The organism is Microbispora sp. NPDC049125 (assembly GCF_040802045.1).
Taxonomy (GTDB): domain Bacteria; phylum Actinomycetota; class Actinomycetes; order Streptosporangiales; family Streptosporangiaceae; genus Microbispora.
In genome coordinates this window covers 41,642-55,718 of sequence record NZ_JBEZDW010000049.1, presented here as the reverse complement: position 1 = coordinate 55,718, position 14,077 = coordinate 41,642, and the positions used below count along the sequence as shown (strand labels likewise).

General features: G+C 68.1%; 19 protein-coding genes. 14 read left to right on the top strand and 5 right to left on the bottom strand.

Annotated elements, in window-relative coordinates:
* The first annotated feature begins 118 nt into the window (after positions 1-118).
* The 6 genes from AB0B72_RS36165 to AB0B72_RS36140 all read left to right on the top strand — a co-directional run bounded on the left by AB0B72_RS36165 (position 119) and on the right by AB0B72_RS36140 (position 5,578).
* Complete coding sequence (locus tag AB0B72_RS36165; RefSeq protein ID WP_367744004.1) at positions 119-337, top strand: hypothetical protein; 219 nt, start codon at positions 119-121, stop codon at positions 335-337.
* A 171-nt stretch (positions 338-508) separates the two neighbouring features.
* A complete protein-coding gene (locus AB0B72_RS36160; RefSeq protein WP_367744003.1) occupies positions 509-931 on the top strand; it encodes an ester cyclase in 423 nt (140 codons plus the stop codon).
* Between the two features lie 312 nt (positions 932-1,243).
* Positions 1,244-2,203 carry an ATP-binding cassette domain-containing protein gene (locus AB0B72_RS36155; protein ID WP_367744001.1) on the top strand — a complete coding sequence of 320 codons (960 nt, stop codon included), beginning with the start codon at positions 1,244-1,246 and terminating at the stop codon, positions 2,201-2,203.
* A gap of 16 nt (positions 2,204-2,219) precedes the next feature.
* Complete coding sequence (locus AB0B72_RS36150; protein ID WP_367744000.1) at positions 2,220-2,972, top strand: ABC transporter permease; 753 nt, start codon at positions 2,220-2,222, stop codon at positions 2,970-2,972.
* Between the two features lie 379 nt (positions 2,973-3,351).
* A complete protein-coding gene (locus AB0B72_RS36145; RefSeq protein WP_367743998.1) occupies positions 3,352-4,725 on the top strand; it encodes a hypothetical protein in 1,374 nt (457 codons plus the stop codon).
* A 7-nt stretch (positions 4,726-4,732) separates the two neighbouring features.
* Positions 4,733-5,578, top strand: coding sequence for an FkbM family methyltransferase (locus AB0B72_RS36140; RefSeq protein WP_367743997.1), 846 nt, complete (start codon positions 4,733-4,735; stop codon positions 5,576-5,578).
* Here AB0B72_RS36140 and AB0B72_RS36135 read toward each other — a convergent pair.
* Both AB0B72_RS36135 and AB0B72_RS36130 read right to left on the bottom strand, forming a co-directional pair.
* Positions 5,555-5,824 carry a hypothetical protein gene (locus tag AB0B72_RS36135; protein WP_367743995.1) on the bottom strand — a complete coding sequence of 90 codons (270 nt, stop codon included), beginning with the start codon at positions 5,822-5,824 and terminating at the stop codon, positions 5,555-5,557. The genes AB0B72_RS36140 and AB0B72_RS36135 overlap by 24 nt on opposite strands.
* Entirely contained in the window at positions 5,821-6,093 is a 273-nt protein-coding gene (locus AB0B72_RS36130) for a hypothetical protein (RefSeq protein ID WP_367743994.1), read from the bottom strand. The genes AB0B72_RS36135 and AB0B72_RS36130 overlap by 4 nt, the downstream gene beginning before the upstream one ends.
* Before the next feature lie 260 nt (positions 6,094-6,353).
* Here AB0B72_RS36130 and AB0B72_RS36125 point away from each other — a divergent pair, with 260 nt between their 5' ends.
* On the top strand, positions 6,354-6,605 hold the full coding sequence (locus tag AB0B72_RS36125) for a hypothetical protein (RefSeq protein ID WP_367743992.1): 252 nt from the start codon (positions 6,354-6,356) through the stop codon (positions 6,603-6,605).
* Between the two features lie 237 nt (positions 6,606-6,842).
* Here the strand turns inward: AB0B72_RS36125 and AB0B72_RS36120 are convergent, their stop codons facing one another.
* Complete coding sequence (locus AB0B72_RS36120; protein ID WP_367743991.1) at positions 6,843-7,454, bottom strand: TetR/AcrR family transcriptional regulator; 612 nt, start codon at positions 7,452-7,454, stop codon at positions 6,843-6,845.
* A gap of 94 nt (positions 7,455-7,548) precedes the next feature.
* Between AB0B72_RS36120 and AB0B72_RS36115 the strand changes: the two genes are divergently transcribed.
* From AB0B72_RS36115 to AB0B72_RS36105, 3 genes are all read left to right on the top strand, one after another.
* Complete coding sequence (locus AB0B72_RS36115) at positions 7,549-8,265, top strand: SDR family NAD(P)-dependent oxidoreductase (RefSeq protein ID WP_367743990.1); 717 nt, start codon at positions 7,549-7,551, stop codon at positions 8,263-8,265.
* Positions 8,266-8,305: 40 nt separating this feature from the next.
* Positions 8,306-8,545, top strand: coding sequence for a 4-oxalocrotonate tautomerase family protein (locus tag AB0B72_RS36110; protein WP_367743989.1), 240 nt, complete (start codon positions 8,306-8,308; stop codon positions 8,543-8,545).
* A 285-nt stretch (positions 8,546-8,830) separates the two neighbouring features.
* On the top strand, positions 8,831-9,037 hold the full coding sequence (locus tag AB0B72_RS36105; RefSeq protein WP_367743987.1) for a cold-shock protein: 207 nt from the start codon (positions 8,831-8,833) through the stop codon (positions 9,035-9,037).
* Between the two features lie 127 nt (positions 9,038-9,164).
* Here AB0B72_RS36105 and AB0B72_RS36100 read toward each other — a convergent pair whose 3' ends face one another.
* A complete protein-coding gene (locus tag AB0B72_RS36100; RefSeq protein WP_367743985.1) occupies positions 9,165-10,115 on the bottom strand; it encodes a sigma-70 family RNA polymerase sigma factor in 951 nt (316 codons plus the stop codon).
* Positions 10,116-10,188: 73 nt separating this feature from the next.
* On the opposite strand from AB0B72_RS36100, the gene AB0B72_RS36095 reads away from it, so the two are divergent.
* The 3 genes from AB0B72_RS36095 (at position 10,189) to AB0B72_RS36085 (ending at position 12,245) form a co-directional block, all read left to right on the top strand.
* Positions 10,189-10,530 (top strand): hypothetical protein, encoded by a 342-nt coding sequence (locus tag AB0B72_RS36095; RefSeq protein WP_367743984.1) that lies wholly within the window; start codon positions 10,189-10,191, stop codon positions 10,528-10,530.
* A gap of 65 nt (positions 10,531-10,595) precedes the next feature.
* Complete coding sequence (locus AB0B72_RS36090; RefSeq protein ID WP_367743983.1) at positions 10,596-10,823, top strand: hypothetical protein; 228 nt, start codon at positions 10,596-10,598, stop codon at positions 10,821-10,823.
* Between the two features lie 450 nt (positions 10,824-11,273).
* Positions 11,274-12,245 (top strand): endonuclease/exonuclease/phosphatase family protein, encoded by a 972-nt coding sequence (locus AB0B72_RS36085; protein WP_367743982.1) that lies wholly within the window; start codon positions 11,274-11,276, stop codon positions 12,243-12,245.
* An 11-nt stretch (positions 12,246-12,256) separates the two neighbouring features.
* Here the strand turns inward: AB0B72_RS36085 and AB0B72_RS36080 are convergent, their stop codons facing one another.
* Positions 12,257-13,027 carry a response regulator transcription factor gene (locus tag AB0B72_RS36080; protein WP_367743981.1) on the bottom strand — a complete coding sequence of 257 codons (771 nt, stop codon included), beginning with the start codon at positions 13,025-13,027 and terminating at the stop codon, positions 12,257-12,259.
* Positions 13,028-13,236: 209 nt separating this feature from the next.
* On the opposite strand from AB0B72_RS36080, the gene AB0B72_RS36075 reads away from it, so the two are divergent.
* A complete protein-coding gene (locus AB0B72_RS36075) occupies positions 13,237-14,076 on the top strand; it encodes a D-alanyl-D-alanine carboxypeptidase family protein (RefSeq protein ID WP_367743980.1) in 840 nt (279 codons plus the stop codon).
* Position 14,077: the final 1 nt, after the last annotated feature.

Below are 14,077 nucleotides of genomic sequence, written 5' to 3'. Positions count from 1 at the left end.
CTGTCCCCCCCCGTCCTTCCCACGCCGCCTCCCCCACCGGGGCGCCCCCCCCCCCCCCGCCCCTAACAACGAACACCTTGTACGGGACGTGGGTGGCCTGGCCGACGCACTGGGAGTCTTGGCTCTCATCGCCGCGATCGTGATGACCACGCCTCTGCTGGTGGCAACGGCCGCCGCGTGGCTGGTGTACGCGCTGCCGCACTTCGTCTACCACGTCAGCCACCCGCTGGAGGAGGTGCCGATGCAGGTGACGAACGTCGCGGTGCTTACGGTGGAGGTCGTGCTGCCTCTGGTCGGGCTCGCCGGCGTGTCTGTCACCCGCCGGCGCCGAACATGAGGCCGCGCCAAGCCACCACTGGCCACCACCATGCGAACGGCGAGAGCCGCTCGTCCCAGTCACTTGCCGTTCTCGTTGAAGACCGGAGCCGGTGCTGACACCGCAGGTGGACATACCGCGGGCCCGAACACGCCAGGTATGGGGATTCCTATGGAGAGGGGGACAGGAGAGATGCTCGATGTCGTCGATCGTGTGCTGGAGTCGGTCAACTCACACGACCTGGAGGCCTGCATTCGCTGCTACAGCCGCACTGCCGCCATGGTGGGGCCGGAGATGCAGGCCGAGGGCCATGATCAGATCGCGTCGTACCACGCTCACGTGTGGGAGGCCATTCCCGATATTCACATGGTCGTGCGGGAGCGGATCACCGAAGGTGATCGGGTGATGGTCGAGGGAATTCTCAACGGCACACATACCCGGCCGTTCCTGATCGCGGGGGGCGAGTTCGTCGAGCCGTCCAACAGGCGGGTGAGCATCCGCGTGTGCTGGGTGTTCACCACGGAGGACGGCGTCATCGCCAGCCACCGCCTCTACTTCGACCAGCTGGAGCTGTACACCCAGCTCGGCGTCCCCCTGCCCCGCACCGCCTCCTAGCAGCCGTCGACGAGGGCTGGATCACCGTCCGGGGGCCGGCCGACGGTGAGCGCCGGAGTTCACCGGCCACGCCGTGGACGGGGTTACCCTTATGGGCCCCGGACGGCGAGAGCGTCGAGCCTGCGTGGATTGTCGGAGGTCACTGGGATACTCCCGTCGTGTCACTTCGTGCACCTCAAGACGCCGGCCGCCTCGGCGATCCTGAGGGCTGATTCGAGCAAGAAGGCCATAAGCGGCGAGCTTGCGAAAAGCGCTTGACCCTCACCCCATGTGAACCTTCACGCTGGTGTCCCCCCGATACGCGGAGAAATCATGATCATCGAAGCGCATGACTTGCGCAAAACCTTCGTCGCCAAACAAGGGCGAGGCAAGAAAGAGAAAGTCGAGGCCGTCCGGGGCATCGACCTGGAGGTCGAGGCGGGGGAGGTCTTCGCCGTACTCGGGCCGAACGGCGCGGGAAAGACCACCACGGTCCGGATGCTCGCCACCTTCACCGCCCCCACGTCGGGGACCGCCTACGTGGCCGGATACAACGTGGCCAAGGAGCCGGCCAAGGTCCGGGAGAAGATCGGATACGTCAGCCAGGCCGGCGGCATCGACGAGATCGCCCCGGGGATCGAGAGCCTGCTCCTGGCCGCCCGGCTCAGTGGGATGTCGCGCAAGCAGGCGCAGGCCAGGGCGGACGAACTGCTCGCCGCGTTCAGCCTGACCGAGATCGCGAACCGTCCGGCGAAGACGCTTTCCGGCGGGCAGAAGCGTCGCTTCGCGATCGCCGTCGGGCTGGTGACCGCACCGCCGCTGATCTTCCTGGACGAGCCGACCACCGGCCTCGACCCGCAGAACCGGGCCAATCTCTGGGACGAGGTCCGCAAGCTGCGCGAGCAGGGCACCAGCGTGCTGCTCACCACCCACTACCTGGACGAGGCCGACGCGCTCTGCGACCGGCTGGTCATCGTCGACCAGGGCAAGATCGTCGCCGCGGGCACGCCCGAGGGCCTCAAGAAAGAGATCGCGGGTGACGTCGTCACACTTCGCGTCGAGGGCACCGAGGCCGCCCGCGACCTCCTGGCCGCGCAGCCGTACATCAGTGAGGTCCACGCCGAGGACGACGTCCTGCGGGCCTATCTCGACGACGGTGAGCACGGCCTGCCGCGCATGCTGCGGACGCTCGAAGAACACAGCCTGAGCATCCAGTCGATCTCGCTGGACCGGGCCACCCTCGACGACGTGTTTCTCAAGCACACCGGCCGCTCCCTCCGCGACGCGGCCTGACCCCCTGAGGACGACCATGATGGTTCGACACACGATGCTCTTCCTGGGCTACGAGCTCAGGACCCTCCTCCGCAACCCGGTCTGGCCACTGTTCGGGATCATGCAACCGGTGCTCTACCTGTTGTTCTTCGCACCCCTGCTGAGAAGCACGGTCCCCGGCGGCAAGATGACGGACGTGCTGGCGATGTTCACGCCGGGCTCGATGATGATGATCGCTTTGTTCGGATCGATGTTCGCCGGCTTCGGGCTGATCAACGAGACCCGCAACGGGGTGCTGGAGCGGCTGGCGGTCAGCCAGGCGTGGCGCCCGGCGATCATCATCGGCCGGCTCCTCAAGGATGTGATCGTACTCATCCTCCAGGCCATTTTGGTGATCGGCATCGCCGCGCTGATGGGCCTGCGGATCGGTCTGCCGGAGATGATCCTCGTACTGCTGCTCATGGCCGCCACCGGCCTGTTCGCCGCGAGCCTGTCCTACGGCCTGGCGCTGACCCTCCGCGACGAGAACGGGATGTCGCAGGTCGTGCAGTTCTTCGCGATGCCGCTGACTTTGATCGCCGGGCTGTTCCTGCCCGTCTCGCTCGGCCCCGAGTGGCTGCAGACGATCGCGAAGTTCAACCCGCTCTACTACGCGGTCGAGGCGGGCAGGTCGCTGTTCCGGGGTGATCTGAGCGCCGGCACGATCCCCGTCGCCTTCGCCCTGTTCGTCGTGCTGACGGCGCTCACCCTGACCTGGTCGGTGCGTTCGCTGCGCACGCTGGCGGGATGACCGTGTGGGTGCCGGAACTCGGCACACGGCCTGGGCCCGACCGCGCACGCCATTCGCGAGCGGACTCCGGCCCGGTTCCGGCACCCATACGCCGTACGCGATCGCGCCAGGAATGCCGCGGCGGCGTCCCATGTGCCGATGTATGAAAGAGCGGCGGCCGAGGTTATGAAGGCCTCGCGGATCTCCCAGCGGATGCTCAGGCGGCGAAACTCGCTGCTCGAACAGGCAGAACGCCGACCGGTCGCTTGACGATCGCGATCGGGCTTTCCAGACGGTTCCCCATGTGCTTGTCTTGGATGCGGAGATCGGTGGTGTCCGCCTGGACGTGGACGCTGAGCTGGCGACGAGTGCGAGTTCCTGAGGGCGGTACCTCGAATCGATGAAGCACGACGACCCCCGATCCGTCAAAGCCCTGCGCGCCACGTCGCAGTTCGCTGCCCTGGAACCGATCTGGGCCGGGATCAGCTCGACCATCCAGTTGCGGGTTCTGCTCGTGTTCGGCGCGCTCTTCAACGAGCGCGTCTACGTGCACGATACGCAACTCGTCGACAACCCGCGGGTCGTGGGTGACTTCGGCAGGTCCGACCTGCGGGAGGGCAGCTTCTATCGACTGCTGAAGGAGCTCATCGCGACGGGCGTGGTCACGGTCGGGCTCAGAAATCACAGCTATCTCTATCAGGAGGACAGGCAGGATCCCTGCGACTCCCTGACCGACGTCCTGAACAGCTGGAAGAAGAACAGCCCCGACGGCAAGGGCTGGGTCATCTCACCCGCGTCGGATACCCGCTCCAGGATGCTCACAGAGCTCGACGGGATTCTCGCCGCCGACGGATCTCTTATCGTCAGGTACGACTACGAGTCGACGAAGGACGACTTCATGCGGCAGGTTCGCGACGCGGCGAGCTCTCCGGACTCGGTGCTGGCAGGACTGCTGTCGCAGCAGCCGTACGAGTTGAGAAGGCGTTACGACGATATCCTCGCGAGGCCCCGGTTCTCCCACACGCCTATCTTCGCGCTGCTGCACGAGTCCGGGCTTCCCGTCGTCAGCGAGCTGATCCAGATCCATGGGCTCTTTGGCGAGACCGCGCACGCGCGGGCCTTCAACGCGCGGATCCTGGGCTCCGACTGGGACTCGGGACAGGGCACAGGGCTGGCTGAGGCCGTACTGTCCGACGGCGAGGTCGAACACCTGCATGACCATACCCGGCTGGACGCGGCCGAGCTCGTCGAGGCGGCCTACCGCATGGTCGAAGGGCCTCCGCCCGACCTTCTCGCCATGCTGCGCCTCGACGAGATCATGGAGCTGCGCGAGTCGGCCAGGGAGCTGTTCGAGATTCAGTCCTATCTCGAGGTCGCCGGAGGCCGTGACCCCGACGACGCGCTGGCCGTGGCTCTGGCCGACTGCGCCGCCGACTACTGGCAGCACATCTGCGACCACCTCAAGGCCACCCGCCCGCATCTGACCGTCAGATCGACGAGGCTCGGCATCTTTCTGCGCAGAAAAATGCCCAGGCTCGCCAGGGTCGCCGAGCGGTTCGCGACGACGGGCTTGTCCACGCTGACCGAGGTGGCTATCGATTCCGTCCCGTTCGTGGGGAGTAATCTTGGTGAGGAGACGAAGCGGAGCCTGGTCAGGCGGGCGAACCTGGAGTTCGTATTCTTCACGGATTCGGCGCGCATGCGAGAACTGAGAGACTTCTATCCGCACAGAGGGTGGATCTCCTCCGACACGCGGTCGATCACAAGTCGGTGAGGCTCGGATGTCCACGGCACTGTCCTTTCAAGACTGCGACGGGTACACGTGGGCACTAAGGCCCGGCAGCGCCGACCGCATCGGCCCGGGCCCGCACGAGCACGACCTCTGGCGGCTGACCCGGTCGTTCGCCGAGCCCGGCGCGGCGTTCCTCGACGTCGGCGCACATGTCGGCCACTACACCCTGCGGATGGCCGACGCCTTCACGAAGGTGATCGCCATCGAGCCGAACCAGAACGCCGTGCAGGCATTAAGGCTGAATCTTCGGCTCAACGACATCGACAATGTCGAAGTCCATCCTGTCGCTGCCCATGACTGCAGGGCAGAAGTCCGGCTTTGGGATCCCTTCAACGTCACTGCCGGGGCCTGTACGCGCACGCTGGCCGCGGCTGAGCGGCCGAGGCCGCCGGCCGACTGCGAGATCGCCACGCTCTATTCCGGCGAGGACGGGTACGGCGCGTTCCTCGGTCACGCCGACGCTCTGCCGATCGATCTCATCGCCGGACGCTCCGAGGCGAGGGTCGCGTTCATCAAGGTCGATGTCGAGGGCCACGAGGGGAGGGTTCTGGCGGGCGCGGTGGAGACGATCAACCGCCATCAGCCGGCGATCCTGATTGAGATGCACGATCCGATGTACGGAAAACACATCAGGGACGAGGTCGTCGAGCAGCTCGCACGGCACGACTACGCCTGGTGCGACTTTTCGCTCTACCAGCGATCGAAGATGACGCAGTCGGACATGTGTCCGTATATCTATGCAGAACCGGTCGCCATGGGGCGAGTGCAGGAGTTCCTCAACTTCGCCGAGCAGGCGAACGACGGCGCTGCCTCACGCTGGCTGACCGTGCCGTGAGACGCCCAACACCACTAGGCGCATATCCTCGCGGCGTATCCAGAACAGCACATTGAAGTCGCCCACGGCCGCCTTCAGCAAGCCTGCCTTGTCGTCGATCGTCCGAAGGCCGCCGGAGTCAAGGTCGGTGGAGAGGAATTCCAGGGAGCCGAGAAGGAATTTGGCAGCCACCGGATCGTCGGCGTGAATGGTCCTGATCGCCTGCGCGGCCGGCGCAGCGAACAGGATCTCGAAGTAGCCCTTCACAGCGCCATCTCGCGGCGCAGGTCGTCGAGCCGGATGGTCTCCATGCCGAGCTGGAGATCGGCGATCAGCCTCCTGCCGAGCAGGCGATCGGCGAGGTCCTCGGCCGCGTAGAGCGCATTCAGACCGGCGGCGGCCACCGCGTAGGGGACCACGGCCGCGACCACCTGGCCGTCCTGCTCCAGGAGGACCACCCCGCCGACCACCGCCTCCTCGACGGCGTCCTCAACTGCGGCAGCGGTGGCGGGGATGCGCAAGGTCCGGTTTCTCATGTCCAACTGGCTCTCCGTCCGCGGATTCCGCCGACCTCTCTCCACCATGCCATGCCCGGCGGGGCACTGCTAGAGACCCATGCGGGATGCGGTGGGGGCGACTAGGCCGGCCAGCATGGCACAGCGTGATCGTAGAGCCTGGACACCGAATGCGATCGGAGCATTGATGAGGCCTGCGGGGTGCGTCCTTGTACGCGGAGCCGCGCGTCGCCGCGTCGTATCGTCCAACCGCCAGGCATACGGATGAGAGGCGCGAATAGATGTCCGAGAAACGACAGGCGCACGCGATGACCCTGATCCCCATCACCGAAGCAGATGACACCAACAGCATGTACTGGGGCATCGCCGGGCGGCTGTGCCGTGGCACGGCGTCGGGTGGGAAGCCGAGGTACGTGCTGAGATTCGTGAAGGAGCGGGGATGGTCTTCGCAACGTGCGGGAGCTTCGCGATTCCCCGGGGAGGGCGACGACGTGGTGGAATCGAGGGACGGACCCGTCCTGTGGACCAGATGACAGTTCTGAACGGGCACCGGTGGGATTCCTTCTCCGGACAACGCCCCTGTTCCGCCTCGAAGTCACACCGCGCTTGACGGAGGGAAGGCCGGATCCGGCCGACCAGTGGGCGGATGCCGGGCTGGCGCGAGGCCGCCGGACTCAAGCCCATGGAGAGCGACTGGGAGCCTTGCCCCGGCTACGCGGCGGGCATGTGCCTGACCGGCCGGGCGACGCGGTCGCCGTGGCGTGGCTCTGTCATGTCCCGTCGTGATCGGTGGCGCCCAGAAGGGCCAGGCAGTTGCGCCACAACGCCTCGATCTGGCCGGGGTCGTTGAGCAGCTTCGCGAACAGCACCTGCCCTTCGAGCTGTGCCACGATCGATCGCGCGGCGTCGCGGGTGTCCACCGTGGGGGCGGTGTCGCCGTGTTCGAGTGCCTCGGCGACCACCTTCTCGATCATGTCGATCTGCGCGTCGAAGATCTCCTGCAGCCGGTGCCGCACGTCCTCGGCCTGGGTGCTGAGCTCCAGGGCCAGGTTGGCGAACAGGCAGCCGACGACACTGCCGTTGTCGGCCTGCCCGCTCCGTTGCACCGCCTCGGTCGCCTCGAACAGGTCGCGCAGCCGGCGCAGCGGGGGGCGTTCGCTGGTCAGCACCTCGGTCCACTGCCGGCGTTGACCGGCCCAGTGCTCCTCGACGACGGTGAGCGCGAGGGCCTGCTTGGACTCGAAGAAGTGGTAGAAACTGCCCTTCGGCACGCCTGCCGTCGTGCAGATCTCGGCGATCCCCAAAGCGGTGTAGCCGCGCTGCGCGATCAGTCTCCGCGCGGCGGAGAGGATCTTGTCTCGTGCGTCACTCGGGCGTCCCATGCTTGACAGTATACGACCAGTCGTCTACTACTGAATAGTAGACCGGTCGTCTCGCGATCGGCGAAATCCATAGCGGAAAAGGAAAGTGGTAACCATGGGCACCGATCGGGGTCAGAAGGTCGCTGTGATCACTGGAGCGTCTCAGGGCATCGGCGCGGGGCTGGTCGAGGCGTTCCGCAAGCTCGGTTACGGAGTCGTGGCGACGTCACGATCGATCGCGCCCTCCATGGACGCCGACGTCGTGACCGTACAGGGCGACATCGCGGACGCGGACACCGCCGAACGCGTGGTCGCGGAGGCGCTGGGCCGCTTCGGCCGCATCGACACCCTCGTCAACAACGCGGGGATCTTCATCGCCAAGCCGTTCACCGACTACACCGACGAGGACTTCGCCGCGGTGATCGGCGTGAACGTCGAGGGGTTCTTCCACATCACCCGGCGCGTGCTGACCCCCATGGTGGAGCAGGGAAGCGGTCACATCGTCAGCATCACGACCAGCTTCGTCGACCATCCCAACTCCAACGTGCCGTCCGTCCTCGCCTCGCTGACCAAGGGCGGGCTGGCCGCCGCCACCCGGTCGCTGGCCATCGAGTACGCGTCGCGGGGCGTGCGGGCGAACGCCCTCTCGCCGGGGGTCATCAAGACGCCGATGCACTCCGCCGAGACCCACGAGACGCTGGCCGGCCTGCATCCCCTCGGCCGGATGGGCGAGATCGGCGACGTCGTCGACGGCGTCATGTACCTGGAGTCGGCGGCCTTCGTGACCGGCGAGATCCTGCACGTCGACGGCGGCCAGAGCGCCGGACACTGAGCACGTCACACCCGCTCACCGACGCCTGAGAGGCCGCACCATGCCCATCGTCCAGATCCACATCACCCGCGAGGAAACCGAACCCGGCGCCGGCTCCGCCACCGCCGAGCAGAAGGCCGCGCTGATCCACGGCGTGAGCAAGCTGCTGCTCGACGTGCTCGGCAAGCCGATGGAGTCCACCTTCGTCGTCATCGACGAGGTCGAGACGGAGAACTGGGGCTGGGGTGGGCTGCCCGTCGAGCAGTTCCGCGCCAGACAGCGCTCACGCCACTCCGGATAGCGCCGGATCACGGCCTTCCGGTGTGACGCGCGGCCCTGTACGCAGGCCGTACGCGCGTCACGCCGGAAGCGGTCCCGGGGCGGCCGGCGACGGGACCCGCGTGGGCTGTGCTACAGTTGTCTCAGTTGCAGTTGTGGTACCCATAAGAAACTTTGTGTGCACCTGACGGGATGTGACCTTCAGGTGCATTTTTGTTTGCCGGTCATCTCCGGATGGGCTTATCGCGGCGACGCGGTATCCGTGCAGTGCGGATGCCGGCTCTCCACCTATCAAGAGGAGATTGACATGGCTTCTGGAACCGTGAAGTGGTTCAACGCTGAAAAGGGCTTCGGCTTCATCGAGCAGGACGGCGGCGGCGCCGACGTCTTCGCCCACTACTCCAACATCGTCTCCCAGGGCGGCTACCGCGAGCTGCGCGAGGGCCAGAAGGTGGCCTTCGACGTGACGCAGGGCCAGAAGGGCCCGCAGGCCGAGAACATCGTTCCCGCCTGACATATCGCACGCCACGAGTCAGGGCCCGCACCTCATCGGTGCGGGCCCTGACTCGTTTCCACACTCAGGTCCACGGTCGTCCATGTGCTGTGAGCCGCGCGGTCGCGGCAGTGGACGGCCAGGCGGATCAGACGACGGCGAGCTCCAGCCCGCGGAGGCGGCCGGGGTCGGCGACGACGTCGATCGCGGTGATGAGGCCGCCGTCCACCGTGATCTCCAGCACCAGAATCAGCCGTCCGCGGGGCGCGACGACGACCCCGACGGCGCCGTTCACGAGCACTGGCCGGGCGAACCGCGCCCGGCTGGAGTTGGCCGCCGTCTCCTCCGCGACCGCACGGGCCCCGCGCACCTCGGCCTCCGCGTCGCCGCGCAGGGCGGCACGGTCCGCTCGCCGTACGACGTCGGGGGCGAGCACCGCGAGGAGAGCGCCGAGGTCGCCTGCCCGGGACGCGGCGAGGAAGGCGTCCACGACCTCCCGCTGCCTGGCGAGATCGGCGGCGGGCACACCGGTGAGGCCGGTGACAGGCACAGTGGCGGGCACAGGGGCAGGCACGGTGGCGGGCACGGTGGCGGGCATGGCGGCCGTGCCGCGCACTCGATGGCGGGCGCGGCTGGCCAGCTTCTTCGCCGCGGCCGGTGACCGCTCGACGATCTCGGCGATCTCGTCGAACGGCACCGCGAACAGGTCGTGGAGGACGAAGGCGACGCGCTCGGCGGGCCCGAGCCTGCCGAGGACCACGAGCATGGCGAGCCCGACGGATTCGGCCAGCACCACTTCGTCCTCCGGGCCGGCGGCGTGGTCGAGGGCCGCCGCCGGTTCGAGCCCGGCCATGTCGGTGAGCTCCTCGCACCGGCGTCCGCGCGAGCGCAGCATGTCCAGGCAGACACGGCCGACGATCGTGGTCAGCCATCCCGTCACGTTGACGACACCGCCCGCGCCGGCGCGTCCTGCGCGCAGCCACGCCTCCTGGACCGCGTCGTCCGCCTCGTCGGCGGAGCCGAGCATGCGGAACGCGACCGCCCGCAGATGGTCGCGGGACCGGTCGAAGTGCTCGGCCAGCTCAGCCTGATCGTCCATCGGTCACCTTTCGTCGTCCCGGGTCGTCATATCGGTGACGAGACAGACGGCGCGAGATCGAAAGGAGTTGCGTGTGCCTCTACTGATGGTTCGCTACAACGTGGCAGAAGACGGTGCGGAGAAGGTGATCGGCGCGGTCGAGAGGGCCTTCGCCGCTCTGGAGGAGCAACGGCCGGAGGGCATCCGGTACGCATACTATCGCCGGGCCGGCGGCACCGAGTTCGTCGCCCTGCTGGAGCTGGACGAAGGAATCGAGAACCCGCTGCCCGGAATCGGGGCGGCGCGGGAGCTCCAGGCGACGGTGGCCGAGTGGGTCGTGGGGCAGCCTCCGGCGCCGCAACCGCTCGACGTGCTGGGCTCGTACGGGTGGCCCGCGGACGCTCCGACACGCCGAGATGAGGAATCAGTACGGTAACGGGGACGGCCCGGCTCGGTCCCCGAGGTCGTGGAGATGTTGCTTCTAGCGCATACTGGGAGGTGATGAAGCCAGCCAGCGCCGCGACCCGACGCCACCTGTCCACCAGTCCCTTCAAACCCCCGCCTCCCGCGCCGCCGGTCGAGATCTTCGACCTGGGCGACCAGGTGACCCACGACCGGTACGGCCTCGGCAAGGTCATCGGTGTCGAAGAGGACGTCGCCGTCCTCGTTGACTTCGGCACGCGGCAGGAGCGGATCACAGCACCGTACGCCAAGCTGATCAAGCTCTGAGACCACGCAGGGCCGACAACAGAATCCGAGAGCGCACGACCATCCGGGAGACGACCCGTCTCGATGACGTGCGTACCTCGCTCGGCGCGAGCCGGGGAGGCGGACCGGCCGCAGGGCTTGGATCGCAGCCCCGGCCCGTCCCAACGCGCGGTCGACGCGTTTCACGACCCATGAGCTGGACGATGAGCGCCGCCTCCTCGGCGCCGGCCGGCCGTCCGGCATGCGATGAAGAGGGCCGGGTGCGCCCCGGCGGCCTCGGCGTGCCCGCGATCCCCGCCAAGTAGCCGCGCGGCCGCCGCTTCGCCACGTCCCGTGCCGAAGCGGCCACGGCTTTCCCGATGGTGAAGATCCTGGCCGGGCCGTCCCGGATCTGCGACAGTGAAATCACCGCATAGCCGCTCAGCCATGTGCATTTCACTTCGCGTGCGGGGAGCTTGAGGAGGGCCGAAGGTGACTTCTGCCGGCACGTGGAACGTGGAGAACCTTTTCCGGCCGGGAGGCGATTTCGGCCCCGCCGACCAGCCCTCGTACGACGAAAAGATCCGGGGCATCGCCGAGACGATCACCCGGGCCGGGGTGGACGTCCTGGCCGTCCAGGAGGTCGGCGACCCGGACGCGCTGGCGGACGTGGCCGGGCTCCTGGGCGGGGACTGGCGCACGGTGACCTCGGCGCACTTCGAGCCCGACCACCCGATCCGGGTGGGGTTCCTGTCCCGGCTGCCGTTCGAGGTCGTCGACGACGTCACGGAGTTCCCCGAGCTGCTCGCCGTGGTGCAGACCGCCGACGCGCGGCCCCCCGTCCATCAGATGGGCAGGGGCGCCCTGGCCGTACGCGTCGAGGAGGCCTCCGGCAGGAGCCTGGTGATGGTCGCCTGCCATCTGAAGTCGAAACTGCTGTCCTTCCCGCCCGGGCCCGGCGGCAGGCCCCGGTTCAACCCGCGTGACGAGGGAGAGCGCGCCCGGGTGGCCGCCTACGCGCTCAACCGGCGGACCGCCGAAGCCGTCACCGTCCGGGCCCTGGCCGACCGGCTGCTGGACGGCGCCGGAACCGAGCGTCAGGTGATGGTGGTCGGCGACCTCAACGACGAGCCGCGGGCGGCCACCACCCAGATCCTGCTCGGCCCTCCCGGCAGCGAGCTGGACACCCGCGGGGCCGACGTGCCCGACAAGGGCGACGCCATGCGGCTGTGGAACCTGGCCCCCCGCATCCCCGACGCCGAGCGCTTCTCACGCGTCTACCACGGCAAGCCGGAGCTCATCGACCACCTGCTCGTCAGCCACGCCCTGCTGCGCCGGGCACCTCTGGCCCACACGATCCACCCCGCGGGGACACTGCCCTCTGTCACCGACGACCCCACCGTGCGGCGGGGCAAGCCGGCCTCCGATCACGCCCTGCTGTACACCAGCCTCCTGGAGGACTGAGGGCCACGGCGTCAGCCTCGCCGGGTCATCCGGCTCGGGCCCGGCGGCGTGTGATCAGCCCGGCCGGGGCGGCGCAGGCAGTAGCCGGCGCCGCGCGAGGTGTGGATGAGCGGCGGCCCCTCCGCGTCGACCTTGCGGCGCAGGTAGCTGATGTACGACTCCACGATCCTGCCGTCCCCCTCGAAGCCGTAGTGCCAGACGCGGTCGAGGATCTGCGCCTTGCTCACGACCCGGCCCGCGTTGACCATCAGGTAGCGCAGCAGGCAGAACTGCGTCGGGGACAGGTGGATGGGCCGCCCGGCTCGCCGTACGGCGTGGGCCTCCTCGTCCAGTTCGAGATCGGCGTAGCGGAGCAGGGCGTCATCCGGCGGGGCCTTGCGAGGGCTGGTGCGGCGCAGGACGGCCCGGATCCGCAGGACCACCTCCTCCAGGCTGAACGGCTTGGGGACGTGGTCGTCCCCTCCCGCAGTCAGCCCCGCGAGCCGATCGGCGCCCGTGTCGGGACCGGTGAGGAACAGCACGGGCGGCCGGTCGCCCGCGTGTCCCAGCCGCCGGGCCACCGCGAACCCGTCGAGGTCGGGCAGGTCCGCGTCCAGCACGACGATGTCCGGCCGTTCGCCGTCCGCGCACTCCAGCGCGCCCCTTCCCGTGGAGGCCGTCCTGACCGTGAACCCGCTGACACCGAGGGCGTCGCGCACCAGCTCACGGACGTGACCGTCGTCCTCGACCAGGAGCACCACCGGGTCGCCGGCCGGCCCTAACTCCGGCGCGAAATCGTTCATGACAAACGTTGTATCCCGCATGGCTGAGAAACCCGTGGGGACGCGGACTCGGTGATGGGATCAAACCCCATACACCGGTTGATTACCGACATTTTGCCATTGGCAGGGCACAACCCCGCATTCGTCATGGCAGCCTAATGCGCATGTATGCGAAGAAACGCTATATAAGTGTTCTTGTAGCTGCCTTTGCCGTTTTTGCCGGTGTAGCCGTGTCTGTACCGGCCCAAGCCGCGCCCGCCCGCCCGTCCGCGGTGCGTGCGCTGCCCGCGCATTCCAGCGCTGCCGCGCCGCAGGTGCACGGGCGTGCCGTCTACCTGCTGGACGCCTCGTCGGGCAAGGACGAGCTGAGCAAGAACGCCGGCGAACGCATGCCGATCGCCAGCCTCACCAAGATGATGACCGCGTATGTCATCGTGAAGGAGGCGAAGCTGACCGACAAGGTCCAGGTCACCGCCGCGGACGAGAAGTACGCCGAGGACGGCGGGGCCACGACCGCCGACCTGAGGCCGGGTGACCGCGTTCCCGTCGGGGATCTGCTCTACGGCCTGATGCTGCCCTCGGGCGCCGACGCGGCGCACGCGCTGGCCCGCACCTACGGCCCGGGTGTGGACAAGTTCGTCGGCAAGATGAACGCCGCCGCCCGGCAGCTCGGGCTGAAGGACACCCTCTACGTCAGCGTCGACGGGCTTCCCCAGCCCGGGGGCGACGGCTACTCCACCGCGCGGGACCAGGCCCGGCTCGCGGCCGCGGCCCTCCAGGACAAGACATTCCGTACGGTGACCTCGACGCGGCGGTACACCGCCCCGGAGACGGCCGACCACGGCGAATACACCTGGCGCAACTCCAACGAGCTGCTCGGAGAGCCCGGTGTCATCGGCGTGAAGACCGGCTTCACCAACGCGGCGGGCTTCTGCCTCGCATTCGCCGCGGATCGCCATGGACGCCGGCTGATCGGCGTGATCCTCGGCGAGGAGGTCGCCAGCCGGCGTTACGAAACCGCGGAGTCGCTGCTGGACTGGGCGGGCGACGACCGCGCCGCCGCCGCTTGAC

Coding starts and splice junctions, on each gene's coding strand:
- AB0B72_RS36160 (WP_367744003.1), top strand. CDS start 509: ATGCTCGATGTCGTCGATCGTGTGCTGGAGTCGGTCAACTCACACGAC.
- AB0B72_RS36155 (WP_367744001.1), top strand. CDS start 1,244: ATGATCATCGAAGCGCATGACTTGCGCAAAACCTTCGTCGCCAAACAA.
- AB0B72_RS36150 (WP_367744000.1), top strand. CDS start 2,220: ATGATGGTTCGACACACGATGCTCTTCCTGGGCTACGAGCTCAGGACC.
- AB0B72_RS36145 (WP_367743998.1), top strand. CDS start 3,352: ATGAAGCACGACGACCCCCGATCCGTCAAAGCCCTGCGCGCCACGTCG.
- AB0B72_RS36140 (WP_367743997.1), top strand. CDS start 4,733: ATGTCCACGGCACTGTCCTTTCAAGACTGCGACGGGTACACGTGGGCA.
- AB0B72_RS36130 (WP_367743994.1), bottom strand. CDS start 6,093: ATGAGAAACCGGACCTTGCGCATCCCCGCCACCGCTGCCGCAGTTGAG.
- AB0B72_RS36125 (WP_367743992.1), top strand. CDS start 6,354: ATGTCCGAGAAACGACAGGCGCACGCGATGACCCTGATCCCCATCACC.
- AB0B72_RS36120 (WP_367743991.1), bottom strand. CDS start 7,454: ATGGGACGCCCGAGTGACGCACGAGACAAGATCCTCTCCGCCGCGCGG.
- AB0B72_RS36115 (WP_367743990.1), top strand. CDS start 7,549: ATGGGCACCGATCGGGGTCAGAAGGTCGCTGTGATCACTGGAGCGTCT.
- AB0B72_RS36110 (WP_367743989.1), top strand. CDS start 8,306: ATGCCCATCGTCCAGATCCACATCACCCGCGAGGAAACCGAACCCGGC.
- AB0B72_RS36105 (WP_367743987.1), top strand. CDS start 8,831: ATGGCTTCTGGAACCGTGAAGTGGTTCAACGCTGAAAAGGGCTTCGGC.
- AB0B72_RS36100 (WP_367743985.1), bottom strand. CDS start 10,115: ATGGACGATCAGGCTGAGCTGGCCGAGCACTTCGACCGGTCCCGCGAC.
- AB0B72_RS36090 (WP_367743983.1), top strand. CDS start 10,596: ATGAAGCCAGCCAGCGCCGCGACCCGACGCCACCTGTCCACCAGTCCC.
- AB0B72_RS36080 (WP_367743981.1), bottom strand. CDS start 13,027: ATGAACGATTTCGCGCCGGAGTTAGGGCCGGCCGGCGACCCGGTGGTG.